This window comes from Sphingomonas sp. P3_C6, from assembly GCF_056402595.1.
In genome coordinates this window covers 1-24,666 of sequence record NZ_JBFUHB010000037.1, presented here as the reverse complement: position 1 = coordinate 24,666, position 24,666 = coordinate 1, and the positions used below count along the sequence as shown (strand labels likewise).

Below are 24,666 nucleotides of genomic sequence, written 5' to 3'. Positions count from 1 at the left end.
AACCCACTTCCGGTTCAATCTCGGCCGGATCGGAGCAAAGCCGCTACCCGGCAGCACCCTCCAGGTCGCGCAGATCTCCGCCGCGAGTCTCGCGTCCGAACCAGGCGACCAGCCCGAGCGCCACCATTGCCGGCGCCATGATGATCGCCGCGGCCAGCCCCATGGACGGGATCATCGCTGCGATGCTCAGCCCCTGTGCGAACAGCCCGCCCGCCTTGGTGCACGCGGCGACCCAGCCGGTCGCCCTGCCCCGCACGCGCAACGGGAAGCTCTCGGCGGTATAGGGCAGCAGGATGGCGAGGATGCCGTTCGATCCGACGATCAGCAGCGCGACCGGCAGCACAGGGCTGCCCGTCCCGGCCAGTTCGAGCCGCAGCACGCCGAGCAGGCCCGCCAGGGTCACCCCGATCATCGTGACGAGCGACCATTTGGTGCTCCACCGGCTGTACATCAGCGCGGCGACGAACACGGTCGGAAAGGCGATCAGCGAGCTTTCCGCCAGCAGCCGGCTCGACACGGCGACCGAATAGCCCTTGGCGACCAGATCGGTCGGCAGCCACAGCAGCAGGCCGAAATTGATCAGGCCCCAGGTCAGCGCCGCGACGGTGAGCGCGGCCAGCTTGCCGATCATTCGCCTGCCCGTCAGCGGCCCGTGACTCACCCCGCTCGCCACCGGCGCCGGCCCGCGCCGCACGGTCGCGCCGAAGCGCCGCATCACCGCCTCCGCCTCCACCGTCCGGCCCCGCGACAGCAGGAACTTGGCCGATTCAGGGATCAGCGCGCCGAGCAGGATCAGGCTGAGGCCGGTCGGTAGATTGGCCAGCCAAAGAATGCGCCAGCCGAAGATCGGCTGAAGCACCGCCGAAAGCCCACTCGCCGCGAAATAGCCGCCAACCGCGCCGAGCCCGCCGACCAGCACCAGGCTCCAGCCGCGATGCCGGTTGGGCATCATCTCGGCGAGCAGCGCATAGGTCACCGGCAACATGCCGCCCGCCGCCGCGCCCATCATGAAGCACATGCCGATATTCCAGGCGAGCGAGGGCATCGCCCCGCAGATCGAGGTGCCGACGAACATCACCGCCGACAGCAGGATCGACGCCTTGCGCCCATAGATGTCGGCGATCACGCCCCACACGACCGATCCCACGACCGTGCCCATCAGCGCGAAGAACGGCACCAGCGACACGGTCGATCGCGGCACGCCATATTCGCCGATCATGCCGGGCACGGTGAAGCCGAGCGAGGCCGGCTTCATCACATCGATGACCAGCGCGACGACCAGCACGATCATCAGACGCCAATGTGCCCAGCCGAGCACCGCGTCCTCGGGCGCGGCAACGGTGATCTCCTCCGCCGCGGCGCGCTGTGCCGCAAGGTTGCGCGGCAACAGGCCGTACGCAGCGACGATCACGCCGGCGACGATCAGGAACATGCCGAAGATCATGCCCGAATCCATCGGCATGCCGGCCATGCGATAGCCCATACCCCGCGCCATCAGAAACATCGGCAAATGGAGCAGCACCCCGCCCGTGACCATGACGCAGCCGAGCATGAACGCCCAGAGCGCCTGGCGATCGGATAGGCTGCTTGCGCGTCCGGACATGCTATCCCCTTTACGCCGCCGTTCTCGGCGCTTCCCCGGGGACCGGGATAGCGTCGTCAGTCGCTGCTGGCCATGCCCGGAGGCAGCAGGTCAGCCGCCGTCGCGCACCCGCTCATGATGGCGGATCACTTCGTCGATGATGAAGCGCAGGAACTTCTCGGAGAAATCGGGGTCGAGATCGGCCTGCTTGGCCAGTCCGCGCAGCCGGGCGATCTGCGCCTCTTCACGGCCCGGATCGGCCGGGGGCAGCCCGGATACCGCCTTGTAGCGGCCGACCGCCTGAGTCACCTTGAACCGCTCGGCCAGGAGGAAGACGAGCGCCGCGTCGATATTGTCGATGCTCTGGCGATAGCCGCTGAGCGTTTCGTCGGTCACAAGGCCATCCTCACCAGTTCGCCGCGCCTTTTGCTGATGCGCCGCGCCCCGCGCAACCCCGAAAGGCCGGATTCGGGCGTGCTAAGGCTTGCCTTTACCCGGTCATGCGGCCACATCGCTCGCACCATGAGCGCCACGATCCACCGCCTCGACACTCAGCGCCAGCCGTCGCTCGAACCGATGGTGCAACTGGTCGCCGGCGACCTCAACCTCGTCAACGCGGTGATCCTGTCGCGCATGCAGTCGGATATCCCGCTGATCCCGGAACTGGCGGGCCATCTGATCGCCGGCGGCGGCAAGCGCATGCGCCCGATGCTGACGCTCGCGAGTGCCCGGCTGCTCGGCTATACCGGCGCGCGGCACCACCGCCTGGCGGCAGCGGTCGAGTTCATCCATACCGCCACACTGCTGCACGACGATGTGGTCGACGGGTCCGACCTGCGCCGGGGCAAGCGCACTGCCAACCTCATCTGGGGCAATCCGGCCAGCGTGCTGGTCGGTGATTTCCTGTTCAGCCGTTCGTTCGAGCTGATGGTCGAGGACGGCAGCCTGAAGGTGCTGAAGATCCTGTCCGGCGCCAGCGCGATCATCGCCGAGGGCGAGGTCAATCAGCTCACTGCCGCCCGCCGCATCGATATCGGCGAGGAACGCTATCTCGACATCATCGGCGCAAAGACCGCCGCTTTGTTCGCTGCCGCCTGCCGCATCGCCGCGGTGGTCGCCGAACGCCCCGAGGCGGAGGAAGCAGCGCTCGACGCCTATGGCCGCAATCTCGGCATCGCCTTCCAGCTCGTCGACGACGCGATCGACTATGTCTCGGACGCGGGCACGATGGGCAAGGATGCGGGCGACGATTTCCGCGAGGGCAAATCCACCCTGCCCGTCATCCTGGCCTATGCTCGCGGCAGCAGCGAGGATCGGGTGTTCTGGAAGGCGGCGATCGAGGGCCACCGATCGGGCGACGAGGATTTCGCGCACGCCGTCTCGCTGATCCGGGCGACCCGCGCGGTCGACGACACACTCGCCCGCGCCCGCCACTACGGCCAGCGCGCCATCGACGCGATCGGCAGCTTCGCACCAAGCCAGGCCAAGGACGCGATGGTCGAAGCCGTCGAATTCGCGGTGGCGCGGGCTTATTGAAGAGCCAGCTTCATCCAGTTGTTCGAGCCGCGTAGCGACCGAACGAATGGAGGAGCTATCGAGGTTTGACAACGGTTCGAGCGACAGGTTTTCCCCGTAACTCTGGACTGACGGCCCTTATTTCGGCGTCGTGTCCGCGGCCGAGCAACCCAAGCATCGTGAAATTATAGTCCGAAGCATATGAAACCGGGTTGCAGCTCGGCTTTGGGGTGACAAGTGTTCTGATCGGAGGGTCGAGCAACTCCGGACCATGCAGCGGATAGTCGGCCCGAATAACCGCTTTAGCGCCTCGTCGGAGCCCGGGGATTTCATATTCCAGACCGGGATCGATGCCCGCGACTACCTGAATCAACCCATATCGCCCGCTCTCGAACTCATGATGTGAATCGGCTATGGCGCTTCTGACCGTCCAATAATTCAGGCAGCGAAGCTCATTTGAGCTGAAACGTTCTGCCTGTTCGCTGGCTCTATTCAGCAAAACTCGTGTGCAGATTACCGCCACGGCCGAGGAAAGAGTGCCGACCAGGATCAGGCATAGGATCAAGCGTACGCCACCCAGCGCGAGCCTTCGCATAACCACTCCCCCAAAGCGCAGACTCCTATGAGCCCGATCACCTCTAGACGCCTCACTACATTGGGTGATGATGTAACGGCAAAGACAAGTTGAAGAACCAGCGCCAGCCTAGGCCGAGCAAATCGATTATCGGCCACCAATGGCAGTTTTGATCAGCGAAACTACAACTCAGTGCCGGTGCGTCTCCGGCACCGGTGCACAAGGCAGCTGATCGCCCTCGCTGCCGATGATCTCCACCTGCAGTGTCGCGTGACCGATGTCGTAGCGGTCCTTCAGCATCTCCTGCGCCTCGCCCAGAAAGGCATCCCCGGGATGGCCGTCGGGCATCACCAGATGCGCGGTCAGCACCGTTTCGGTCGTGCTCATCGGCCAGATATGCACATGATGGACCCGCGCAACGCCGGGCAGCGTGCGCAGCGACATGCGCACCTTGTCGTAATCGATACCGCGCGGCACCGCGCCGAGCGACATCTCGACCGATTCGCGCAACAAGCCCCAGGTCTGCCAGAAGATCAGCGCGGCGATGGCGATGCTGACGATCGGGTCGATCCACAGCTCGCCAGTCAGCATGATGGCGATCCCCGCGACCACCACGCCCGCCGAGACCGCCGCATCGGCCGCCATGTGCATGAAGGCACCGCGGATGTTGATGTCGTTCTTGCTGCCCCGCACGAACAGCAGCGCGGTCGCGACGTTCACGACGATGCCGATCGCGGCGACGATCGAGACAGTCTCGCCATCGACCGGCGCCGGCACCGCCATGCGCTGCGCCGCGGCCAGCACGACCGCCCCAAGGGCGACCAGCAGCAGCAGCGCATTGGTCAGCGCGGCGAGGATCGTCGTCCCCTTCAGCCCATAGGTGAAGCGCTTCGACGCGGCCCGCCGCCCGAGCGCGACCGCGCCCCAGGCGACCGCCAGCCCCAGCACGTCGGACAGATTGTGCCCGGCATCCGCCAGCAGTGCGACCGAATCGGCGATGAAGCCATAGACCGCCTCGACCACGACGAAGCCGAGATTGAGCGCGATGCCGATGGCAAACGCGCTGTCATGCCCCGATGCCGGCGCGTGGGAATGGCCGTGATGCCCGTGACCATGACTATGCCCGTGACTGTGCCCACGGCCCTGCCCGTGCGAATGCCCATCCCCGTCCGAATGGTCATGGTCGTGTGCGTGGTCGTGCGAACGACCCTGATGATGGCTATGGGCAACCACGCGATTCTCCGTCTGTTGCCCGGGACGTACCATCGCTCGCCCGCGATATGCTAGGACATGGACCAATCGAGTACAGCCCCCGATATCCCCCATCGTCGTGACGCAGGATTCCAACTGACTTCCCTCCCGATCCATGCCGTGTTGCCCAACCTGCTCGCCGCGTTGCGGGTGGGCTCGAATGCCGTGCTCGTCGCGCCGCCGGGTGCGGGCAAGACGACGGCGGTGGCACCCGCCCTGCTCGCCGAACCCTGGTGCACCGGCGAAATCCTCCTGCTCTCCCCCCGCCGCCTCGCCGCGCGGGCCGCGGGCGAGCGCATGGCGGCGCTGGCGGGCGAGCCCGTCGGCAGGACCTTCGGGTACGCCACGCGCATGGATTCGAAACGCTCGGCCGACACCCGCGTCACGGTCGTGACCGAAGGCATTTTCGTCAACCGCATCCAGGCCGATCCCGAACTGGCCGGCGTCTCGGCCGTGCTGTTCGACGAAGTGCATGAACGAAGCCTCGACAGCGATTTCGGGCTCGCACTGGCGCTCGACGCGCAGGGCGCGCTGCGGCCTGACCTGCGCATCGTCGCGATGTCGGCAACGCTCGACGGGGCGCGTTTCTCGGCCCTGATGGGCGGCGCGCCCGTCATCGAAAGCGAGGGCCGCAGCCACCCCCTGACGCTCCGCCATATCGGCCGCGCAGCGGAGGCCCGGATCGAGGATGCGGTCGCGGGTGCGATCAGGCTGGCGTTGCGCGAGGAAACCGGCGGCGTGCTCGCCTTCCTGCCGGGCGTGGCTGAGATCGAACGCACGGCGGAGCGGATCGAGGGGCTTGGCGGGGATATCGTCCTGCACCGGCTGCACGGCAATCTCGATCCCGGCGCGCAACGCGCGGCGATCGCCCCCGATTCGCAGGGACGCCGCAAGATCGTGCTCGCCACCTCGATCGCGGAGACCAGCCTGACGCTCGACGGCATTTCCGTGGTGGTCGATTCCGGCCTCGCCCGCCGCCCGCGCTATGATCGGGCGGCCGGCATGACCCGACTCGTCACCGAGCGGGCAAGCCAGGCCGCCGTCACCCAGCGCGCCGGCCGTGCCGCTCGGCAGATGCCAGGGGTCGCCTACCGGCTATGGGAGGAGGCGGCGACGGCTGGCCTGCCGCGCTTCGACCCGCCCGAGATATTGGAAGCGGACCTGTCGGCGCTGACGCTCGACTGCGCTTTATGGGGCGTCGCCGATCCGCGCACCCTCGCCTGGCTCGATCCACCACCCGCCGCCGCAATCGACGAAGCGCGGGCGCGTCTCACCACGCTTGAGGCGATCGACACAGATGGGCGCCCAACTACCCATGGCAAGGCCATCGCCCGCCTGCCCCTGCCGCCGAGGCTCGGCCATATGCTGGTGCGCGCAGGCGAGATCGGGCTGGCCGACACCGCGGCCGACGTTGCCGTGCTGCTCGGCGAACGCGGCCTCGGCGGTAACGATGTCGATCTGGAAAGCCGCATCCGCCGCTGGCGCACCGAACGGGGCCCAAGGGCCGAAGGCGGAAGAAAACTGGCGAAACGCTGGGCGTCTCTTGCTCCCCTCCCGCTTGCGGGAGGGGCTGGGGGTGGGCTCGCGCGTTCCGGCGGCGCTACGCCCTCGGTGGGCGGCGGAGAAGAAGTGGCCACCGCCATCGCCCTCGCCTTCCCCGACCGCATCGCCAAACGCCGCGACTCGAGTGGCGAGACATGGGCCTCCGCCGGCGGCCGCGGGTTCAAGCTCGACCCGACCTCCTCGCTTGCCCGGAACGAATGGCTCGCGGTCGCGGAGACCCAGGGGATGGCGGCCGGCGCGCGTATCCTCTCGGCCGCCGCCATCGACCTCGCCACCGTCGAATCGCTGTTCGGTGACCGCATCGAAACCCGCCGCACCGTGAGCTTCGATCCCGCGACCGGCGGGGTGCAGGCGCTGCGCGAACGCCGTCTGGGCGCGATCCGCCTCTCGAGCGGACCGGATGCCAATGCCGATCCCGACGCGATCGCCGCTGCGTTGCTGGAGGGCGTCCGAACTCGCGGCCTCTCCCTCCTGCCCTGGAGCGAGGCGGCGCGTGCCTTGCTCGACCGCATCGCCTTTGTCCGCGACGCCGGCGGATCGGTGAACGATGTGGACGAAGCGCATCTGATCGACCGTGCCGACGAATGGCTGTCCCCCTTGCTCATCGGCAAGCGCCGGCTCGATGCGCTCGACACCGGCGCGCTCGCCGAGTCGCTCCGCGCCGTGATCGGCTGGGATACGCTGCGCACGCTCGATTCGCTGGCGCCGACGCATTTCCACTCGCCCGCCGGCACCAGCCATCCGATCGACTACGCGGCCGAGGGTGGTCCGCGCGTCGAGCTTCGCCCCCAGCAATTGTTCGGCCTCGCCACGCACCCGACGGTCGCGGGCGGTCGCGTACCGCTGGTACTCAGCCTCACCTCCCCCGCCGGCCGGCCGATCCAGACGACGCGCGATCTGCCGGGATTCTGGTCGGGAAGCTGGGCCGCGGTCGCCAAGGAGATGCGCGGCCGCTACCCGCGCCACCCCTGGCCCGACGATCCTGCCAGCGCGGCGGCGACTACCCGGACGAAAAATGCGGATGCACGCCGCGCCCAACCACGATAGAGGGCGAGACGAGAGTTTCGAGGACAAGACCATGGCCACCGCCCGCATCTACCAGCGCCCCAAGAATGCGATGCAATCCGGTCGCGCGCGCACCGACGGCTGGGTGCTCGAATTCGAGCCAGGCGAAGCGAAGCGGCCAGATCCCCTGACCGGCTGGGCCGGTTCGGGCGACACGCGCGAGCAGGTGAAGCTCGGCTTCCCGACCCAGGAAGCGGCCATCGCCTATGCCGATCGCGAAGGACTTGCCTTCACCGTCATCGCGGCGCCGGAACGCAAGCTCAAGCTCCAGGCTTACGCCGATAATTTCCGGTGACGCCAAAGATGGTCGTGCGGCGCTGGATCGCCGCCTTCAATCATGCCGATGTCGATGCGATCGTGGCGCTGTACCGCCCCGACGCCACCAACCATCAGGTTGCGCTTGAGCCGGTGGTCGGCCGCGATGCGATCCGCGCGATGTTCGAACGTGAATTCGCTGCCGCCAAGATGGAATGCATTCCGGAGAATCTGTTCGAGGATGGCGAATGGGCGATCCTCGAATGGCGCGACCCCAAGGGCCTGCGCGGCTGTGGCTTTTTCGAGGTGATCGACGGGCACATCGCGTTCCAGCGCGGCTATTGGGACCGGCTGAGCTTCGAGGTGGCATACAAGCCTGCCTGAGTCAGCGGCGGCGCGACGCCACCGCAGCGACAACCATCGCAGCAACAATGGCCACCACCGTCTCTTCGATCGAGTGCCGGTTCCATTCCCAGACTTTCAGACCCTCATAGCCCGCCATATTGGCGCGCAGGCCGTGCCCATAAGCCTCGATCCACTGATATTCGCGCTGGGTTATCTCGCGCATGATGCAGACTGCGCTGCCCGCGAAGCAGCCGATCCAGACGCTCGCCCTGGTCGGGGCCTTTAGCCAGCGGCCGATTGCCCAGCAGACAAGCTGGACACCGATCGCGATCGGGACATGCGCAAACATGGATTCTCAACCTCCAGCCGTCGATTCCCGTTCCGATGCGACCGGCCGGGACCCGTTCAGCCCAGGATCGACGGGCTCAGCAGCAGGAGCGTGCGGACATCGATGGCGACGCCCTCGGCGCGTTTGGCCGCGACGAAATCGACGATGCCGCTAAGCGGCACGCGGTGTACGGTGATGTCTTCGTCGCCCTGCCCCCCACCCTCGCCGACCCTGGTCAGACCGGTGGCGCGCACCAGGGTGAAACCTTCCGAGACCATGCCGGGCGATGACTGGAAATAACCGATCGCCTCGACTTTCGTCGCGCGATAGCCGGTTTCCTCCTCCAGTTCGCGCCCCGCCGACGTCTCGGGTGTCTCACCCTCTTCCTCGTCGCCGACCAGCCCGGCCGGCAGTTCGATGCAGCGCCTGCCGAGCGGCACGCGATATTGCTCGACCAGGATCACATCACCCTCGTCGATTGCCAGGATCACCGCAGCCTGAATGCCGCGCGCGCGGGAGACATATTCCCAGGTGCCCTGCTTCTTGACGACGATGTACTCGCCTTCCCAGACCGTTTCGGCCCCGCTCTTATCTGTCCCAATCTTTTCTGCGACATCGTTCATAGTTCGATCAGCCTGTCCGGAAGTTCGTTGCGGTCGGTTTCTGTCTTGGGGAAATTCTCCGATAGGATCGCGCCGATCTGCCCGACCGCGGCCGCCATGCCGTGCGCCGGGCGACCGACGCGCACCTCGTCGACCAGGGCCGCCATCGCATCGCCCCAGCGCTCGACCGGGACCGCATGGTGGATCGCCTCGTCAGCGACGATCTCCGCCATGCGCTCGTCGATCGACAGATACAGCAGGATGCCGACCCGTGCCTCGGTGCGACGTTCGGCGCCCACCTTGAAATACTGGATCGCCCGCCGCCGCACCCGCCGCGCCCGCGTCGCCTTCGGCGTCAGCGCCATGCGCAACGGCGTCCAGGCAAGCGCATAGCGGACGATGAGGAACACCGCCGTCTCGGCGACCAGCACCGAGAAAAGGACCGTGCGGGCACTCGCCTCACCCCAGCCATTGGAGAACCAGGCAAACTTCGCCTCGAACGTCCCCGGCGTCATCGCCGCGAGCGCAATCACCGCAAGCGCCGCGGCGAAGGCGTAATGGAGCGCCGCATCGTGATATTGGTCGGACCGTTGACTGACGATCGTCACGATCTCGCCGTCGGTGCCTTCCTCGGCACGGGTGACGGCGTCGGCGACGAGCTTGTGCTCCTCCGCATTGAGGCGAATCGCTCGTGCCATCACCAGCTCCCCGAAGCGCCGCCGCCGCCGCCCGAACCACCGCCGCCGGAGAAGCCGCCGCCACCGCCCCAGTCGGAGCCGCCACCGCTACCCCAGTCGGAACCGCCGCCACTGCTCCAGCCGCTACCCCAGCTGTCACCGGATCCGCCGCCCAGCCCCGGTCCCCATAGGATGACGGGCGCCGCGCCGCTGCGGTAACGCTGTCCACTCGTGCCGCGCCGGAAGCGCGACAGGACGATGAAGGCGACAACGATCACCCAGAAGATCACGAGAAACGGGATGCTTGGGCCATTGTCGCTCGATCGCGACCGCGCAACCGGCTTGCTGGTCTGCTGCACCGCCCGCGCCTCGGCCGCTTCGAGCGGAAGCTTCATCTGCTCGCCGATCGCGGCAGCGCCGGCGACGATGCCGCCCGGCATGTCGCCCGCCTTGAAGCGCGGCAGGATCGTCTCGTTGATGATTACGCTCGACAGCGCATCGGTCATGATCGGCTCAAGGCCGTAGCCAACCTCGATCCTGACCTTGCGTTCGTTCGGGGCCACGATCAGGATGATGCCGTTATTGGCACCCTTCTGCCCGATCCCCCAGCCGCGGATCAGCTTGTTGCCGAAGTCCTCGATCGGATAGCCTTGGAGATCGGGGACGGTCGCCACCACCAGCTGCCGGGTCGAAGCCTTTTCGATGCCCTCGGACAATTGCGTGAGCTGCGCGACCTGCTCGGGCGACAGCAGCTTCGCATCATCGACCACCCGGCCGGTGAGCTTGGGAAGCGTCTGGGCTGATACAGCCGTGCCGATCAGGAGGAACCCGATCAGCACGGTAAGAAAGCGCAGGATGCGCATTGAATTGCCTTTCAGCGCTGATACCTCAGCTGGCGTTGCCGAAATTGACTGTCGGTGCGGTCTCCGCCCCCGGCGTGGTCGCCTGGAACGGCGTCATCGGCTTGGACCCGTAGAACACCTTCGCGCCGATCGCATCGGGGAAGGTGCGGATGCGGGTATTATAGGCCTGCACCGCGTCGTTATAATCCTTGCGCGCGATGGTGATGCGGTTCTCGGTGCCTTCGAGCTGGCTCATCAGGGTGGTATAATTACCCTGGCTCTTCAGCTCCGGATAGGCTTCCTGCAGGCGCTGCAGGTTCAGCGTTACGCCGGCCTGCGCCCGATCATAGGCAGCGACCTTGGCCGGATCGGTCAGGTCTTCACCCGACAGCTTGACCTGCGATGCGGCGGCACGCGCCTGGGTCACCTGGACCAGGATATCCTTTTCCTGCGCGCCGGCGGCCTTCACCGTGGCGACGAGATTGGGAATGAGGTCGGCCCGCCGCTGATAATTGTTCTGGACATCGGCCCAGCGCGCCTTGGCATTCTCCTCGGCGGTGGGAACGCTGTTGAGGCCGCAGGCTGAGAGCGCGATAGCGGACATCAGCGCGAAGACGGCACGGTATTTCATGAACAATCCCTCCAACCCTTGCGTCGCCATGATAGGCGACTAGCCTAGGCACGCGGAAGTGAAATCGGATGGAGGCATCGCATGTTCAAGGAGTTCAAGGCATTCATCGCACGGGGCAACGTGCTGGAGCTTGCCGTGGCGGTGATCATCGGCGCGGCGTTCGGCAAGATCGTGACCTCGCTGACGGATGACGTGCTGATGCCCGTGATCGGCCGGATCTTCGGCGGGCTCGACTTCTCCAGCTATTTCGTCGTGCTCGGCAAGGTGCCCGCGGCGCTGGCCGGATCGACCGATTATGCCGCGCTGAAAAAGGCCGGCGTGCCGATCTTCGGCTATGGCGCCTTCATCACCCAAGCCGTCAATTTCCTGATCCTGGCCTTCATCATCTTCCTGATCGTGCGCGCCGCGAACAAGCTTATCACGAAGCCGGAAGAAGCCCCTGCCGAACCCGCGGCAGAGCCGGCCGATGTTGCTCTGCTGCGAGAGATCCGGGACGAATTGCGGAAGCGGTGAAGAATCCTTCTCCCCTTGTGGGAGAAGGTGGCGCGAAGCGCCGGATGAGGGGGAGTGAGGTTCGAGACACTGGCGGGTGCCCCCTCACCCATCCCATCGCTTGACGATGGGCTCAGCGGACGGTCGGTCATGCCCCGGCAATATCTGAACAGCATGGGGCGCCGTTCACCCTATGCTCCTCTCCCGATGGGAGAAGGAAGTCTAAGCCGCCGCGAGATCCTCGGCCCGCGAATCCGCCAGGCTGGTGCCGTCGAGGATGCGCGCCGTCTCGTCACGAACACGCGCCATCGCATGGCGGATTGCGCAGCTCGCCTCGTCCTTGCAATCGCGGCAGGGACGATAGGCGGTACGGCTGACGCAGGGCACCAGCGCAAGGGGTCCCTCGATCACCCGGATGATCTCGCCGAGCGAAATCAGGTGAGTCGGGCGCGACAGGCAATAACCGCCCATCTTGCCACGGTGGCTGTGCAGGAAACCCGCCTCGCGCAGGTCGGCCAGGATGAGTTCCAGGAACTTGCGCGGGACGTTCGCCTCCGCGGCGATCCGGTTCATCGGGATGGGGGGGCCGCCGGGAGGCGCCTCAGCCAGAAAGATCATCGCGCGAAGCGCGTAACGGGAACGCTGAGTCAACATAGCGGTACCGATATGGACTCATATTGTGGCGAGTGAAAGGCGGGCTTTTCATTAAGGTCACAATGCCTATATTGGCCCTGTCGCCGGTTCGCCGTCGACTATGGTGATAAAGTGCAGCGTGAAATAGATGCAGCGGACCCGGGGGCAGTACCCGGCGACTCCACCACAACCGGCCCTTCGGGACCGGTCATGACGGGGTCGAACCAGGATCGACGTGTATTGAAAGGCGCTGTTTTTGCCCGGGCTGAGTAACCTGTAAAAGGCTCAAAACCACAAGTGCTAACGACAACGAAGCACTCGCGATTGCCGCGTAAACCGGACCTAACGGTCTAGTTTACTAAGGACGAAAGCGCGGTCCGGGCCGCACCGGGCAACAGAAGCGGACACCGGCGGTCCGGGGGGCACCGAGCAACAGAAGCTCCCCACCAGACCCATCGCCATCCGGCTCATGTCGGGCTGCAAAGCGCGATTTCCTGCGCTCCGGTGCTCACGTACCTGAAGTACGCTGTGCTCCGGTGCTCAGAAATCACACTTTTCGCCTCGCCCTGAGCCGGATGGCGATGGGTCTGGACCATGGTCACTTCAGCCGCTCCTTCACCGCCTTCAGATCCTCGACGAACCGCTCGAACTCCAGTTCGGCCGCGTCGCGGTCCGGCAGGCGCAGCAGGAAGCTCGGGTGCACGGTGATCCACGCCTCGCCACCATCGGGCAGCATATGTGCCCGCCCGCGCTCCTTGCCGATCGCCATCACCTTGCCGAACAGCGACCGCGCCGCCGTGGCGCCAAGCGCCACCGTCACATTCGGCCGCACCAGCAGCCGCTCCTGCTCGATCCACCAGCGACAGGCGGTGATCTCCCCCGCGTCCGGCTTCTGGTGGATACGCCTCTTGCCGCGCTGCTCGAACTTGAAATGCTTCACCGCGTTGGTGACATAGACGCCCGACCGGTCGATCCCGGCGACAGCGATGGCGCGATCGAACACCTGGCCCGCCGGCCCGACGAACGGTTTGCCCGCCAGATCCTCCTGGTCGCCCGGCTGCTCGCCGACGAACATCAGCGCCGCATCGACCGGCCCCTCGCCGAACACCGTCTGAGTCGCGTGCTTGTACAGATGGCAGCGCGTGCAGCCCGCCGCTTCCTCACGCAGCGCCTCCCAGCCCGTTTCGCTATTGCCGCCGATCCGCTCCCGTGCCTTTGCGATCATGCCGCTCTCCCGCGCCTGCGCGCTTGCGATCAATCCCGGCACCAACGCGGTTTCGGGCATGTTTTTCCAATATTTCCGCGGCATCTCCTTCAGCATCGCGCCGACCTTCATGCGTGCAGGGTTGAAGATCGATGCGTAATAGGTCTTCCAGACATCCTCTATCGGGTCGCCAGACGGCGCATCGCCCTTCGCCGCGCCCGGGCCTTCGCTCAGCGCCGCGCCATCCCAATGCAGCGACAGCTCAGGCGCCAGGATCGACCAGCGCATGCTGGCGAAGCGATCGACAAAGAAGCCGGCATTGGCGCGCACGATATGGTGCTCGGGCTCGAACCAGGCGACGAACCGCACGCCCTCTTCATCCTCCACCTCGCGGAAGCGCAGGAACGCGCGCATCTTGTGGATGTCGCGGCGTACCTCCTTCGCAAGCCGGTCGAGCCGGCGCACCAGCGGATCGGCGGCATCGTCCATCAGCTTCGGTTCGGCACGCAGCCGGGTCAGCAGCAGATAGAGCAGGGCAAAGCGTTCCGGCTCGTGATGCAGGATTGCCTTGCGTGCCAGGTCGAGAAAGGCGCGCGGCACCGCGAAACCGGGCGACGGGGGCGGTGGCGGTGGCGGCGCAGCACCCAGCGCAAACAGGTCGCCCGCGCTGTCACCGACCTGCCACACCACCTCGCCCGGCGGCACCCCCTCGGCGATCAGGCCGCGCGCCGCGTCGCGCCAGCCATCCATGTCATCCGGCGCTGTCAGTCGGACGATACGGCCCGTCACTCGCGCTCGTCGCCTCCCGCCGGCGTAGCTTCGGCGCGCTCCAGCTCCTTCGGCTTGCGGCGCTCGAACACCCCAGCGATCCTGGCCTCCTCGGCATCCGACAGTTCCTTGGCGGCGGCGGGGAACATCTCTTCCTCCTCCTCGTCGATATGATGCTCATAGCGGTGACGCAGCTTGCCGAAGGTCTCGATCCATTCGGCCGACGCCGTATCGAGATCGGCCAGCTCGCCCAGGAAATCGTCGATCTCCTTGTGCTCGGACACCGAATGGCGGGCATCATCGCGCAGATCGGGATTGGCGAGCATCGTCGCGTAAAGCGACTCCTCTTCCGCCGCGGCATGCGCCGTCACTTCGACCCGGAACGCCTCGAACAATTCGCCCCGTTTCGGGCTGTCGGCCGGCGCGTGGGCGATCTGTTCGAGCAGGGTGCGATGCCGGTCGTGATCGGCCTTGAGGTCGGCGAAGATTCGGGCGTCGGCCATGTCGTTGCTCCTGTGGTTCGAGTCGTGAACCAGCCAGAGCGGCGGTAGTTTCTCTTGCGAATCGCTCTCACCCTGGTGGAGCATACGACTCACAGCGGCTCGGCTCGGCCGCACTTCATTCTGGCGCAAGTCTATTGCCCACTCGGCAAGTAGGAATAGCGTTGGTCGCGGGGGCGAAGTCGAGTCGGCACGCTCAAACAAGCGGCCGCGACCACGCCCGACTACGGGAGAGATGTCATGGACCATGATTCGTCTGCAGACCGTCCGCTTCCTGTCCTGATCGTGGCGCGGGGCGATCCCGCCATTGCCCTGCCGCTGCAAAAGGTCGAACTCGACCTTTCGAAATTCCATAGCGGCCGTTGGGCGCAGCAGCTCGACATCGCGATGACCCGCTCGCGTGAACCCATCGTGCTGCTTGCCCAGGGCGTGGCCTGCCTCGCCGTTGCATGGTGGGCGCAGCTTTCGCCGCGCAGCTATCTCACCCATGTGCGCGGGGCGGTATTCCTTTCCCCATTGAGCATCGGCTTCGGCCAGGCGGCGATCGCGGCCAAGGCGCGGGTGGGTCCGGCGACCAAATTGCCCTTCCCCTCGGTCGTCGCGAGCGATCCATCGCCGATGATCGAGCAGGTGCTGGCGCTTGCCGATAATTGGGGCAGCCGCTTCGTCGATGCGGGCGCCGTATCGGGATCCCACCCGAGCAACCGCCGCGGCGGCGGTACAGACGCGGACGATCGCCTGCTGCAGTTGCTCGGCCTGTTCGATGCCGAGGCGATCGACGGCGGCAAGGTGTCGGAGACGGCAGCGGTGGCCCGGCTCGAAAGCATCCGGTAGCGGGTATCGAGCCCGAAAACTCTCTCCTGTCCGTGCTGAGCTTGCCGATGCCCTGCTCTTCCCTTCCAAGGGGCAGAAGAAAGAACAGCCCTTCGACAAGATCGGGCAAACGGAGAGGGTAGAAGCACCCGCGCTCACCCTAACCGAACAATTCGAGTTGCTCGCGCTTTGGCGCCACCAGCGGGCGCAGCTCCGCCCGGTCGCTAAGCGCCACCGGACGCCAGTCCTCGGCAATCAGAAACGGCCGCACCTTCGCGATCGATGCGGTCAGCCGCCCCACATCCGCCAGATGAAGCCGCCGCCACCGCCGCGCCGCGAGGATCGCGCCGACCGCCTTCACCCCAAGCCCCGGTACGCGCAGCAACATCTCGCGCGGCGACCGGTTGACGTCGACCGGAAAGCGCTCGCGGAACTTCAGCGCCCAGGCAAGCTTCGGGTCGATATCGAGCGGCAGCATACCCGTGGCGTCGTCAGCGGCCGCGACCACTTCCGCCGGCGCGTAATCGTAGAAGCGCATCAGCCAGTCGGACTGATACAGCCGATGCTCACGCATCAGCGGCGGCCGCTGCAGCGGCAGCACGGCGCTCGCATCCGGGATCGGGCTGAACGCCGAGTAATAGACGCGCCGCAACCCGAAACGCCCGTACAGCGACGACGCCTTGCGCACGATATCGCCATCGGTCGCGGCATCGGCACCGACGATCATCTGGGTCGATTGGCCGGCCGGCGCGAATTTTGGCGCCGACTTGTACCGCTTGCTGGCATCGCCGGTGTCGAGGATCGCGGTCTTCATGCCCTTCATCGCGCCTTCGATGCGCGCCTCGGATTTCTCCGGCGCCAAGCGCTTAAGCCCGGTCGCGGTGGGCAGTTCGACATTGATCGAGATCCGGTCGGCATAGAGCCCCGCCTGATGGACCAGCTCCGGATCGGCGTCGGGGATCGTCTTCAGGTGGATATAGCCGCGGAAATGATGGTCTTCGCGCAACGACCGCGCGACCTCGACGATCTGCTCCATCGTATAATTGGACGACCGGATGATGCCCGAGGAGAGGAACAGACCCTCGATATAATTGCGCCGGTAAAAGGCGAGGGTCAGGTTCACCACCTCCTGCGCGGTGAAGCGCGCGCGGCGGACGTTCGAGCTCTTGCGGTTGATGCAATAATGGCAGTCGAAAATGCAGCTGTTGGTCAGCAGGATCTTGAGCAGGCTGATGCACCGGCCATCGGGAGCATAGGCATGGCAGATACCCATGCCGCCATCGGTCGAGCCGATCCCCTTGCCGTCACGCGACGTCCGCTTGACGCTGCCCGACGACGCGCAGGACGCATCATATTTGGCCGCATCGGCGAGAATTTCGAGCTTCTGCTGAACGTCGAGTTGCGCCATATGTTCTTCATATGTTCGCAATTCCCCGCCGTAAACAACCCAGTTTAAGTCATTTCACTTTGCCGCCGTCCTCACCCACCCCCTGCGAGCAGCTCGTCCATCGCGCGCGCCACATTCTCCAGCGTATAGGGCTTCTGCACCACCGTCCGCCCGCGATGATCTGCCGGCAGCTGGGCCTGCTCGCCATAGCCGGTCGCGAACAGGAAGGGGATGTTCAGGTCCATCAGCCGGTCGGCGATGGCGAAGCTGGTGCTGTCGCCAAGGTTGATGTCGAGCATCGCGACGCTCGGTCGGGCCGAGTCGATGATGTCCAGCGCCGCCTGCACCGTGGCCGCCGTCGACACGCTGTCGGCGCCCAGCCGCCCGGCGATGTCCTCGGCATCCAGCGCGATGATCAGGCTGTCCTCGACCAGCAGCAGGTCGTGCCCCTTGAGCATCGGATAGGGCGGTACCTGCGGGTGACCGGCGGACGCGCGCGGGAACCGGATCGCCGGGCCGGCAAAGGTCTTCGGCGCCGACACGTGTCGCGCCGGGATGCGGAACACCGCCTCGACACCGTCCGGCTTATACTCGACGGTCGCGGCACCGCCGAGGTCATAGGGTACCGACCGGTCGATGATCGTGGTGCCGAAGCCCTTGCGCGACGGCGGCTGGACCGGCGGACCGCCGGATTCGCACCAAGTCAGGACGAGGTCATCCGCAAGGTTGCGGGCCCAGCTGATCCGCACCTGCCCGCCCGGCGCCGACAGGCTGCCATATTTGGTCGAATTGGTGATCAGTTCGTGCACCACCAGCGCCATGGTCGAGTAGGCCTGGGGGTTGAGCAGGACAGGATCGCCCTCGGAGATCACCCGCTCGCGTTCGTCGACAAAGGCCGCTGCCTCGGCATCGATCAGCGCCTGCATCGGGGCCGGGCCCCAGTGATCGTCGGTGATCTGGTTGTGCGCGCGGGCCAGCGCGTGGATGCGGCCGTCGACCACGCGCACGAAATCCTTCACCGCGTCGTCGGTCGGCTGGGACTGACGAATCAGCCCGCGAATCACGCCCAGGATGTTGCGGACCCGGTGGTTGAGCTCGGCGATGAGCAATTCCTGCCGGGCGCCGGCCTGCTGGCGCTCGGCCGACGCCTCGTCGGCGAGGCGCAGCACCACCTCGATCAGGGTCGCCCGCAGCGTCTCGGCGACCCGCAGCTCCGACGTGGTGAAAGGCTGAGACCTGCCCTCGACCAGTTCTTTCCACTCGGCAAAACTCTCGCGCGGGGTGAGGCGCGGGCCGTTCGGGCCGTAGTCGACCGGCTTGTGCGGATCGCCGCCCCAGCGCACGGAGCGCACCAGCTCCGACCGGAACAGCACGACATAATCGCGCGGCGCGCGCGAGATCGGGATGGCCAGCATGCCCGCCGCGGCTGATGCGAACTCCTCCGCGCCCGGCACGATCGAAGCGATTCGATCGGTCGCGAAGACCTTGCCGGCCGCGGTGCCGTTCAGCGCGCGGATGATCTTGCGGAACGCGTCAGTCGGCGGCGTCGTGCCGGAGAAAGCGTAATTGCCCGAGATCCACACGCCGACGCCGTCGGCCGGAATGGCATTGGTCAGAATGTCGCCCAGCCAGTCCGGATCCTTCAGCAGCGTCTCGTCGGACGCGACAGCGCCGAGCAGTTGGTCCGAAATGTCGCGAGCACGACGCTCGAACTCGACCGTCTCCTGCCGCTCGCGGCTTTCCAGCCGCATGGAGAACATCTGCGCGAACAATTCGCTCACCGATCGCCGTTCGAAACTGGCGCAGCGCGCGGAATAATGATGGCAGGCGAACAGGCCCCATAACCGCCCGTCAACGATGATCGAGATCGACATGGAGGCGCCCACGCCCATGTTCTTCAGATATTCGATGTGGATCGGCGAGACCGATCGCAGCACCGACAGGGAGAGGTCGAGCGGCCTGCCCGTCTCGTCGCGCTGCGGGACGATCGGCACCGGCGTTGCGTTCACATCGGTGATGATGCGCAGCAGGTTGCGCTTGTACAGTTCGCGAGCCTGGGCCGGGATGTCGCTCGCCGGATAGCGCAAGCCGAGGAACTTGCCGATGCCGGCCTTGGCCGCCTCGGCCACGACCTCGCCCGACCCGTCGGCGGCGAAGCGATAGACCATCACCCGGTCGAATCCGATCAGCGCGCGGATCTGCCGCGCGCCTTCCCTGAAGAAGCTCGCCGAATCCGGGCATTGATCAAGCCTAGTGATCATCGACCGAACCATGCCGGTCGCGTCGCCATGCTCGCCGGATGCCGGCTCGGCCTCGATCACGACCTGCCCGCCGGAGAAGTGTACCGCAATGTCGAACGACTGGGCGCCGGGCACGATCTCGCAGTCGAACAGTCGCTCCACCGCGTCGGGTCCGCGCAGCATCGCGGTGCGGTTGCGCAGCTCATGGACTGCCTCGTCCGGGAAGAAATCCCGCAGCGGCTTCCCGATCATGTCCTGGGGCGACCGTCCGATGAACTCGGCGATGTTGGCGGACGCGCGCGCGACGATCCAGTCGGCGGTCAGCGCGACCAGGAATCCGATGGGCTGGATCGAGCCAAGGATATGGATCGGCTCACGATCGCAGTTGGTGAGATCGACGCGTTCGACAGTGTCAGTCAAAACTCAGCGTACCCCTGGAAATATCGCCCGCGATACTCTTAGCATGGGGGTGCCGGAGATCGCATTGATCGCGATCGATATCGCCTCCGCCTTTCGAAAGACAGGCCCCGGCCGATCGAACGGCCGGGCCCCGGCGGCAGGTTCGGACTGCACGCGGCGTCGCCCGAAGATTATTCTGATCCATCGTTGAATAATGTCGGAGCAGAAACAAAGTTCAATCGAACGCCGTGCCTAACGGTCAGCCTGCCGCTCGGCGCCGACGATATTCAAGCGCCGGCAGGCCGCCCCAGCCCCAATTGTCGGTGTCGACTTCCTCGATCACGACGAAGGTCGACTCGATCGGCTTGTGCAGGACGTCGAGCAGCAACTGGCTGACCCCGGCGATGAGCCTGGCCTTTTCCTCGGCGGTGACCGAGTCCCGCTCGGGGCTCGTTCCCTCGCGGGTGACCTGGATGGTGACGATCGGCATGGCTGCCACTCCTTTCCTGGTCCGGCTCAGTGACCGGCGCTCTGGCCGCCATCGACGTGAAGGATCTCGCCCGTCACGAAGCCGGCGGATTCGAGATAAAGGATGGCGTCGACGATATCGCGCATCTCGCCCAGCCGCTTCACCGGGTGCAGGCCGGCGAGGAAATCGAGCGATTCCGGCGCATGCATCGGCGTCTTTATCACGCCCGGCGACACCGCGTTCACCCGGATGCCCTGCTGCGCATATTCGATCGCCAGTTCCTTGGTTGCCGAGTTGATGCCGCCCTTGGTCAGGTTGGCGAGCGCGGTCGGCACGCCGGCAATGGCGTTGTCGGTCAGGCTGGTGGTGATGCTGACGATATGACCGCTGCCCTGCTTCAGCATCTCGGCGACGACCGCCTGGGTGAAGTGGAAGAAGCCGCCGAGATTGGTCGCGACCTTCCCGGTGAAATCCTCCTCGGTATAGTCGGTGAAGGGCTTGGCGATGAAGACGCCGGCATTGTTCACCAGCGTATCGATACGGCCGAAGCGCGACAGGGCTTCGGCGACGACGCGCTTTGCGGTGGCTGGATCGCCCACATCGCCGGCAACGGCGACCACGTCCGGATCGCCGCCCTGGACGGTCGAGCGCGACGTGGCGACGACCCGGTAGTTGCGGTCGCGATAGGCCTTTACCAGCGCCGCGCCGATGCCCTGCGATGCGCCGGTGATGACGGCGACTTTGCGTTCCTCACTCATGATAAACCTCGATGATCCCGTCCGGCTGAGCGGAAGTGCCGCCGGTGAGGTTCATCTAGGATCATGCGGTATTCGGCAGAATGCTCGACGTCAGGCGATCACTCTTCCTTCAGACGGAAGAATTGCCCGTCAAGGCACATGCCTCTGCCGACAGGCGGCCGAACTCGGCCCGTAGATGCGGCGCGGCAAAATCCATGAAGGCGCGGACCTTGGGTACCGAGGTCCGGCCATGCGGGGTGATCAGATGGACCGGCAGCGCGGGCGGTTCGGCATCGCGCAGGATGATCTGCAGTGCGCCGCGCTGGACCTGCTCGGCCACATGATAGGTATAGAGTCGCGTAATGCCGAGGCCCTGCACTGCCGAGGCAAGCGCGGCACGCACGCTGTTGACCACCAGCCGCGGTCTGAAATGGATCGAGCGCGGGATGGTGCTGCCGGCGACCGGCGGGAACACCCAGGCCTCCTGGCCGAAATGCGTGGTGGTGACGATCTGGTGCCGGGTCAGGTCGCCGGGCTCGACGATGCGGGGATTGGCGGCAAGGTAGCGTGGTGAGGCGACGATCACGCGTTTGACGTCGCCGCCGATCCTGACCGCAATCATTGATGAATCGGGCAGTTCGCCGACGCGCAGGACGATATCGATGCCTTCCTCGACCAGATTGGCGTGGCGGTCGAGCAGGACGAGATTCACCGACACGGCGGGATAGGCCTCGAGAAAGGCATCGATGATCGGTCGTAAGATCTCTTCGCCGCTGATCGGCGGGGCCGACAGGGTGAGCGTGCCGCGCGGCGCGGTGCGCTCGTTGGCGATGCTCAGATCGGCCTCTTCCAGATCGACAAGCACCCGCCGGCACGCCGCCGCATAGCGCTCGCCCGCCTCGCTGAGCTTCATCGTCCGGGTGGTGCGATGGAGCAGTTCGGCCCCGACGTGATTCTCCAGGAAAGCGATCGCCCGGCTTACCGCCGCCGGCGACCGCCCGAGCCGCCGACCGGCGCCGGCAAGGCTGCCCTCCTCCAGCGCGGCGACGAACACCTTCATCGCGTCGATTCGGTCCATATCGATCCTTCCGATTTGCGGAATAGTGAATGGTCACGATCGACCATTCAGGCGCTTTGGACAAGCATGGCTCATAGCAGGTTGCAGCCCCTCCCCGCCGGGAAGAGGCCGATGGCACCGCAATCAGAAGCCGATTGCTGCCATGCCACCCGGCTTCACCGCCAGTTCCGCCTCCAGCCGCTCCAACAGCGTCGCGGCCGGCATCGGCCCGGTCACCTTCATCTGCCGCGCAACGACCGCGAAGTCGCCGGGCGTCAGCATCCTCAGCCGCTGGAGGCCGGCCGGCGCCGCACAGCCGAAGAAGCGCTCAAACGCCCGTGCCGCCGATGCCGCCGACAAGGGCTGCAACGCCAGCTTGAAGGTGAACCGCCGGAGCGCCGCCGGGTCGAGCCGCGCCTGGTCGTTGGTCGCCGCGAACACCGGCAGCGGATGACGATCGAGCCAGGTGAGCAGCTCGTTGACCTGCGTCACCTCCCAGCTCGCCCGCGCCGTCTGCCGGTCGAACAGCAACGAATCCGCTTCGTCGAAGAACAGCACGCTGCCCTCGGCCGACGCCTCGCGGAACGCCGCCGCGATGTTCGCCTCGGTCTCGCCGACCCATTTCGACAGCAGGTCGGACGCACGCCGCGTGGCAAGCGGCCGGCCGAGCCGTTCGGCCACTTCGCCCGCCAGCTGGGTCTTGCCGGTGCCGGGCGGCCCGGCCAGCAGCACCGAGAAACCGAGCGCAGCACCCGGCCGGGTCAGCCGCTCGACCAGCCCGGCGACGGGCGTGTCGCATTCGAACAGCGACAGGTCGACCCGGCCCGGCGCCTCGGCCAGGGTCACCGCCTGGCCACGCAGCGAACCAACCAGCGCCCGCGCCACCCGCTCGTCATCTCCTGACGCGGCACCCGCGATCCGCGCCGCCCGCATCGCGACCCGCGCGACGCTCGGGGTCTCCGGCGCCTGCCGCGCGAGTACCGACAGATCCTCGCCGATCGCGCACTCCTCCATCGCCGCCATGCGCGCCAGCACCCGGTCGCGCTCGGCCCCACGCGGATGGTCGAGCTTCAGCACGAAGCTCATCCGACGGAGATAGGCGGAATCGACATTGTCGATCGCATTGCTGGTCCAGATGATCGGAACTGCGTTGGTCTCCAACATGCGGTTGACGAAGATCTTCGACCCGGCCCGATTGGCGAAACGCGTGCCGCCCTCGACCTTGTTCGCGTCGCCGATCAGGTCCTCCAGCTCGTCGAACAGCAGCACCGCGCGCTCGTCGCGCTGAAGCGCGCGCTGCGCACGCAGCAGCGCCGCGACCCGCTCGTGCCGGCGCGGTTCGGTCCCGTCGCTGTCGGCCTCACCCACCGCGAACAGTGCCGCGCCGACATGCGCCGCCAGCGCCCTGGCCAGCTCGGTCTTGCCGACCCCGGGCGGGCCGTGGAGCAGGATGTTGATGCCCGGCGCACGCGACGCCACCGCGCCGGCGAGCAGCCGTGCGACGAAGTCGACATCGCCCTGCATCACCGGGAAATCGACGAGGCCAAGGGTGGATTGCTGCCGCTTGCCGGCCAGCGCCTCGATCAGCCGTTCGGGATCGTGTCCGCCGCGGGCGAGCAGGCTTTCGAACCACCAGCTCGCGTCGAACGACACGCCGCCGCCATGCGCCATGTCCACCTCGAACAGGCCGAGCTGCACCGCCATGCTGTTGCGCGCCACAGTCCCGGCATGGACGGCATCGGCGCCCGCCAGCATACCGGCGACCCGGGCCATGTCCTCATGCGCGATCTCGAGCGCCCAACGCAGCCGCGCGATGCGGGGGTGGAAGGAGAGCGCGAGCCCGGCCTCGAGCACCGCCCGGTCCTGATCGCCCAGGCTCAACACCGCGGCGATATTGTCCGCCGCCGCGGCCAGCTCGTCCGGTAACGGATCCTCCGCCATGTCGGCGAGCATCGTCGCCAGCCTCGCCCAGCTGATCTTGCGTCCGTTCTCCTTGGCTGCGGCGCCCCGCACGCGCGGCTTTGGCGCCGGCCAGAAGACCGACTTGTTCTCTTCCACCCATTCGAGCAGCGCCTGGCCGGCGCGCCCATCCTTCGTCAAAGTCGCGCGCAGCATCATCGCCAGGCGCCGCGACGTCACCGTCGTGCCCATTGTCTCATCCATGTGCCGCGGACGGACGCGTAGCGTCGGCCGGCGAACCTTAAGTTTTGGGATTCGAGTCAGCCGGGTCCTTGCCCGGCCGGGCGCGACTAGCGCTTCGGCGAGGTCCGGACGGCGGCGGGCTCAAGCCCGAATATGATTGCCGTGGCGAACATGGTCAGCCTTCCTGCACCCCGACATTGGGGCGGGTGGCGCACTAGGCGCGTCGCTGCGTTTCGTCAAGATCGTAACGGATGCATGACCGCGAGACTGGTGCCGGGCACGAAAATGTCATCAAAATGCATGACATTTTCAAAAACGATACTGCGCCGCCCGCTCGATTCAACAACGGGAACAAGTCGCTAAGGACGACCGTCCACCGTATCTTTCTTGTATCTGGACATCCTCGTCGCGGCTTGATTGTCTGCGATGAGCGTCGGGGAGGGTGGCCGCCCTCCCCGGCGCGGCGGCGATGTCGCCCGTTCTTTCTCTGGCTGAACAGCCGTCACTGAGCCAGGGACCATCGCCGTTGTCACGCACGACCGAACAGTCGGTTGATTTCCCAATCGCACAGACAAGACAGGTTACCGTGATGCAG

The 24,666-nt window shown here is 66.2% G+C and carries 23 protein-coding genes and 1 other RNA gene; 7 read left to right on the top strand and 17 right to left on the bottom strand.

Annotated features, from left to right (window positions below; all coding sequences use genetic code 11):
- Window positions 1-43: 43 nt before the first annotated feature.
- Window positions 44-1,603 carry an MFS transporter gene (locus AC1DT7_RS22275; RefSeq protein ID WP_478038369.1) on the bottom strand — a complete coding sequence of 520 codons (1,560 nt, stop codon included), beginning with the start codon at window positions 1,601-1,603 and terminating at the stop codon, window positions 44-46.
- Between the two features lie 90 nt (window positions 1,604-1,693).
- Complete coding sequence (locus AC1DT7_RS22270; protein WP_478038368.1) at window positions 1,694-1,978, bottom strand: chorismate mutase; 285 nt, start codon at window positions 1,976-1,978, stop codon at window positions 1,694-1,696.
- A 126-nt stretch (window positions 1,979-2,104) separates the two neighbouring features.
- Between AC1DT7_RS22270 and AC1DT7_RS22265 the strand changes: the two genes are divergently transcribed.
- Complete coding sequence (locus AC1DT7_RS22265; protein WP_478038367.1) at window positions 2,105-3,118, top strand: polyprenyl synthetase family protein; 1,014 nt, start codon at window positions 2,105-2,107, stop codon at window positions 3,116-3,118.
- Window positions 3,119-3,860: 742 nt separating this feature from the next.
- Here the strand turns inward: AC1DT7_RS22265 and AC1DT7_RS22260 are convergent.
- Complete coding sequence (locus AC1DT7_RS22260; protein WP_478038366.1) at window positions 3,861-4,904, bottom strand: cation diffusion facilitator family transporter; 1,044 nt, start codon at window positions 4,902-4,904, stop codon at window positions 3,861-3,863.
- A gap of 57 nt (window positions 4,905-4,961) precedes the next feature.
- Between AC1DT7_RS22260 and hrpB the strand changes: the two genes are divergently transcribed.
- Genes hrpB through AC1DT7_RS22245 form a run of 3 tightly spaced genes read left to right on the top strand, consistent with a single transcriptional unit; the run spans window position 4,962 to window position 8,189 of the window.
- Window positions 4,962-7,532, top strand: a complete 2,571-nt coding sequence (hrpB, locus tag AC1DT7_RS22255) for an ATP-dependent helicase HrpB (protein WP_478038365.1) — start codon at window positions 4,962-4,964, stop codon at window positions 7,530-7,532.
- 31 nt (window positions 7,533-7,563) lie between these two features.
- Window positions 7,564-7,845 carry an ETC complex I subunit gene (locus AC1DT7_RS22250; protein ID WP_478038364.1) on the top strand — a complete coding sequence of 94 codons (282 nt, stop codon included), beginning with the start codon at window positions 7,564-7,566 and terminating at the stop codon, window positions 7,843-7,845.
- Window positions 7,842-8,189 (top strand): nuclear transport factor 2 family protein, encoded by a 348-nt coding sequence (locus tag AC1DT7_RS22245; RefSeq protein ID WP_478038363.1) that lies wholly within the window; start codon window positions 7,842-7,844, stop codon window positions 8,187-8,189. Before AC1DT7_RS22250 ends, AC1DT7_RS22245 begins: the two co-directional genes overlap by 4 nt.
- Window position 8,190: 1 nt before the next feature.
- On the opposite strand, the gene AC1DT7_RS22240 is transcribed toward AC1DT7_RS22245, so the two are convergent.
- Genes AC1DT7_RS22240 through AC1DT7_RS22220 form a run of 5 tightly spaced genes read right to left on the bottom strand, consistent with a single transcriptional unit; the run spans window position 8,191 to window position 11,230 of the window.
- On the bottom strand, window positions 8,191-8,499 hold the full coding sequence (locus tag AC1DT7_RS22240) for a hypothetical protein (RefSeq protein ID WP_478038362.1): 309 nt from the start codon (window positions 8,497-8,499) through the stop codon (window positions 8,191-8,193).
- Window positions 8,500-8,555: 56 nt separating this feature from the next.
- Window positions 8,556-9,101: an NUDIX hydrolase gene (locus AC1DT7_RS22235; protein ID WP_478038361.1), complete on the bottom strand. Its 546-nt coding sequence runs from the start codon at window positions 9,099-9,101 to the stop codon at window positions 8,556-8,558.
- Entirely contained in the window at window positions 9,098-9,778 is a 681-nt protein-coding gene (locus AC1DT7_RS22230; RefSeq protein ID WP_478038360.1) for a TPM domain-containing protein, read from the bottom strand. Before AC1DT7_RS22230 ends, AC1DT7_RS22235 begins: the two co-directional genes overlap by 4 nt.
- Window positions 9,778-10,620 (bottom strand): TPM domain-containing protein, encoded by an 843-nt coding sequence (locus tag AC1DT7_RS22225; RefSeq protein ID WP_478038359.1) that lies wholly within the window; start codon window positions 10,618-10,620, stop codon window positions 9,778-9,780. The genes AC1DT7_RS22230 and AC1DT7_RS22225 overlap by 1 nt, the downstream gene beginning before the upstream one ends.
- Before the next feature lie 25 nt (window positions 10,621-10,645).
- Complete coding sequence (locus AC1DT7_RS22220; protein WP_478038358.1) at window positions 10,646-11,230, bottom strand: LemA family protein; 585 nt, start codon at window positions 11,228-11,230, stop codon at window positions 10,646-10,648.
- A gap of 81 nt (window positions 11,231-11,311) precedes the next feature.
- Between AC1DT7_RS22220 and mscL the strand changes: the two genes are divergently transcribed.
- Window positions 11,312-11,743, top strand: coding sequence for a large conductance mechanosensitive channel protein MscL (gene mscL / locus AC1DT7_RS22215; RefSeq protein WP_478038357.1), 432 nt, complete (start codon window positions 11,312-11,314; stop codon window positions 11,741-11,743).
- A 201-nt stretch (window positions 11,744-11,944) separates the two neighbouring features.
- Here mscL and AC1DT7_RS22210 read toward each other — a convergent pair whose 3' ends face one another.
- On the bottom strand, window positions 11,945-12,376 hold the full coding sequence (locus tag AC1DT7_RS22210; protein WP_478038356.1) for an RrF2 family transcriptional regulator: 432 nt from the start codon (window positions 12,374-12,376) through the stop codon (window positions 11,945-11,947).
- 41 nt (window positions 12,377-12,417) lie between these two features.
- Here AC1DT7_RS22210 and ssrA point away from each other — a divergent pair.
- Window positions 12,418-12,764: a transfer-messenger RNA gene (ssrA, locus tag AC1DT7_RS22205) on the top strand.
- Window positions 12,765-12,953: 189 nt separating this feature from the next.
- Here the strand turns inward: ssrA and AC1DT7_RS22200 are convergent.
- Together AC1DT7_RS22200 and AC1DT7_RS22195 are read right to left on the bottom strand one after the other, a co-directional pair.
- Window positions 12,954-14,348: a UdgX family uracil-DNA binding protein gene (locus tag AC1DT7_RS22200; RefSeq protein ID WP_478038355.1), complete on the bottom strand. Its 1,395-nt coding sequence runs from the start codon at window positions 14,346-14,348 to the stop codon at window positions 12,954-12,956.
- Complete coding sequence (locus AC1DT7_RS22195) at window positions 14,345-14,830, bottom strand: hemerythrin domain-containing protein (RefSeq protein ID WP_478038354.1); 486 nt, start codon at window positions 14,828-14,830, stop codon at window positions 14,345-14,347. The genes AC1DT7_RS22200 and AC1DT7_RS22195 overlap by 4 nt, the downstream gene beginning before the upstream one ends.
- A 237-nt stretch (window positions 14,831-15,067) precedes the next feature.
- Here AC1DT7_RS22195 and AC1DT7_RS22190 point away from each other — a divergent pair, with 237 nt between their 5' ends.
- Complete coding sequence (locus tag AC1DT7_RS22190) at window positions 15,068-15,661, top strand: alpha/beta hydrolase (RefSeq protein WP_478038353.1); 594 nt, start codon at window positions 15,068-15,070, stop codon at window positions 15,659-15,661.
- 139 nt (window positions 15,662-15,800) lie between these two features.
- Here AC1DT7_RS22190 and AC1DT7_RS22185 read toward each other — a convergent pair whose 3' ends face one another.
- The 6 genes from AC1DT7_RS22185 to AC1DT7_RS22160 all read right to left on the bottom strand — a co-directional run bounded on the left by AC1DT7_RS22185 (window position 15,801) and on the right by AC1DT7_RS22160 (window position 24,080).
- Window positions 15,801-17,048: a putative DNA modification/repair radical SAM protein gene (locus tag AC1DT7_RS22185; protein WP_478038352.1), complete on the bottom strand. Its 1,248-nt coding sequence runs from the start codon at window positions 17,046-17,048 to the stop codon at window positions 15,801-15,803.
- Between the two features lie 71 nt (window positions 17,049-17,119).
- A complete protein-coding gene (locus AC1DT7_RS22180) occupies window positions 17,120-19,687 on the bottom strand; it encodes an HWE histidine kinase domain-containing protein (protein ID WP_478038351.1) in 2,568 nt (855 codons plus the stop codon).
- Window positions 19,688-19,925: 238 nt separating this feature from the next.
- On the bottom strand, window positions 19,926-20,156 hold the full coding sequence (locus AC1DT7_RS22175; protein ID WP_478038350.1) for a tautomerase family protein: 231 nt from the start codon (window positions 20,154-20,156) through the stop codon (window positions 19,926-19,928).
- A gap of 26 nt (window positions 20,157-20,182) precedes the next feature.
- Entirely contained in the window at window positions 20,183-20,893 is a 711-nt protein-coding gene (locus AC1DT7_RS22170) for an SDR family NAD(P)-dependent oxidoreductase (protein WP_478038349.1), read from the bottom strand.
- A gap of 109 nt (window positions 20,894-21,002) precedes the next feature.
- Window positions 21,003-21,950 carry a LysR family transcriptional regulator gene (locus AC1DT7_RS22165; protein ID WP_478038348.1) on the bottom strand — a complete coding sequence of 316 codons (948 nt, stop codon included), beginning with the start codon at window positions 21,948-21,950 and terminating at the stop codon, window positions 21,003-21,005.
- Window positions 21,951-22,073: 123 nt separating this feature from the next.
- Window positions 22,074-24,080, bottom strand: coding sequence for an AAA family ATPase (locus AC1DT7_RS22160; protein WP_478038347.1), 2,007 nt, complete (start codon window positions 24,078-24,080; stop codon window positions 22,074-22,076).
- Window positions 24,081-24,666: the final 586 nt, after the last annotated feature.

Bases quoted from the DNA above. Each gene is read 5' to 3' on its own strand.
- AC1DT7_RS22210 (WP_478038356.1), bottom strand. From the start codon at position 12,376: ATGTTGACTCAGCGTTCCCGTTACGCGCTTCGCGCGATGATCTTTCTG.
- hrpB (WP_478038365.1), top strand. From the start codon at position 4,962: ATGGACCAATCGAGTACAGCCCCCGATATCCCCCATCGTCGTGACGCA.
- AC1DT7_RS22175 (WP_478038350.1), bottom strand. From the start codon at position 20,156: ATGCCGATCGTCACCATCCAGGTCACCCGCGAGGGAACGAGCCCCGAG.
- AC1DT7_RS22235 (WP_478038361.1), bottom strand. From the start codon at position 9,101: ATGAACGATGTCGCAGAAAAGATTGGGACAGATAAGAGCGGGGCCGAA.
- AC1DT7_RS22220 (WP_478038358.1), bottom strand. From the start codon at position 11,230: ATGAAATACCGTGCCGTCTTCGCGCTGATGTCCGCTATCGCGCTCTCA.
- AC1DT7_RS22160 (WP_478038347.1), bottom strand. From the start codon at position 24,080: ATGGGCACGACGGTGACGTCGCGGCGCCTGGCGATGATGCTGCGCGCG.
- AC1DT7_RS22265 (WP_478038367.1), top strand. From the start codon at position 2,105: ATGAGCGCCACGATCCACCGCCTCGACACTCAGCGCCAGCCGTCGCTC.
- AC1DT7_RS22275 (WP_478038369.1), bottom strand. From the start codon at position 1,603: ATGTCCGGACGCGCAAGCAGCCTATCCGATCGCCAGGCGCTCTGGGCG.
- AC1DT7_RS22230 (WP_478038360.1), bottom strand. From the start codon at position 9,778: ATGGCACGAGCGATTCGCCTCAATGCGGAGGAGCACAAGCTCGTCGCC.
- AC1DT7_RS22195 (WP_478038354.1), bottom strand. From the start codon at position 14,830: ATGGCCGACGCCCGAATCTTCGCCGACCTCAAGGCCGATCACGACCGG.
- AC1DT7_RS22250 (WP_478038364.1), top strand. From the start codon at position 7,564: ATGGCCACCGCCCGCATCTACCAGCGCCCCAAGAATGCGATGCAATCC.
- mscL (WP_478038357.1), top strand. From the start codon at position 11,312: ATGTTCAAGGAGTTCAAGGCATTCATCGCACGGGGCAACGTGCTGGAG.
- AC1DT7_RS22170 (WP_478038349.1), bottom strand. From the start codon at position 20,893: ATGAGTGAGGAACGCAAAGTCGCCGTCATCACCGGCGCATCGCAGGGC.
- AC1DT7_RS22190 (WP_478038353.1), top strand. From the start codon at position 15,068: ATGGACCATGATTCGTCTGCAGACCGTCCGCTTCCTGTCCTGATCGTG.
- AC1DT7_RS22165 (WP_478038348.1), bottom strand. From the start codon at position 21,950: ATGGACCGAATCGACGCGATGAAGGTGTTCGTCGCCGCGCTGGAGGAG.
- AC1DT7_RS22185 (WP_478038352.1), bottom strand. From the start codon at position 17,048: ATGGCGCAACTCGACGTTCAGCAGAAGCTCGAAATTCTCGCCGATGCG.
- AC1DT7_RS22225 (WP_478038359.1), bottom strand. From the start codon at position 10,620: ATGCGCATCCTGCGCTTTCTTACCGTGCTGATCGGGTTCCTCCTGATC.
- AC1DT7_RS22240 (WP_478038362.1), bottom strand. From the start codon at position 8,499: ATGTTTGCGCATGTCCCGATCGCGATCGGTGTCCAGCTTGTCTGCTGG.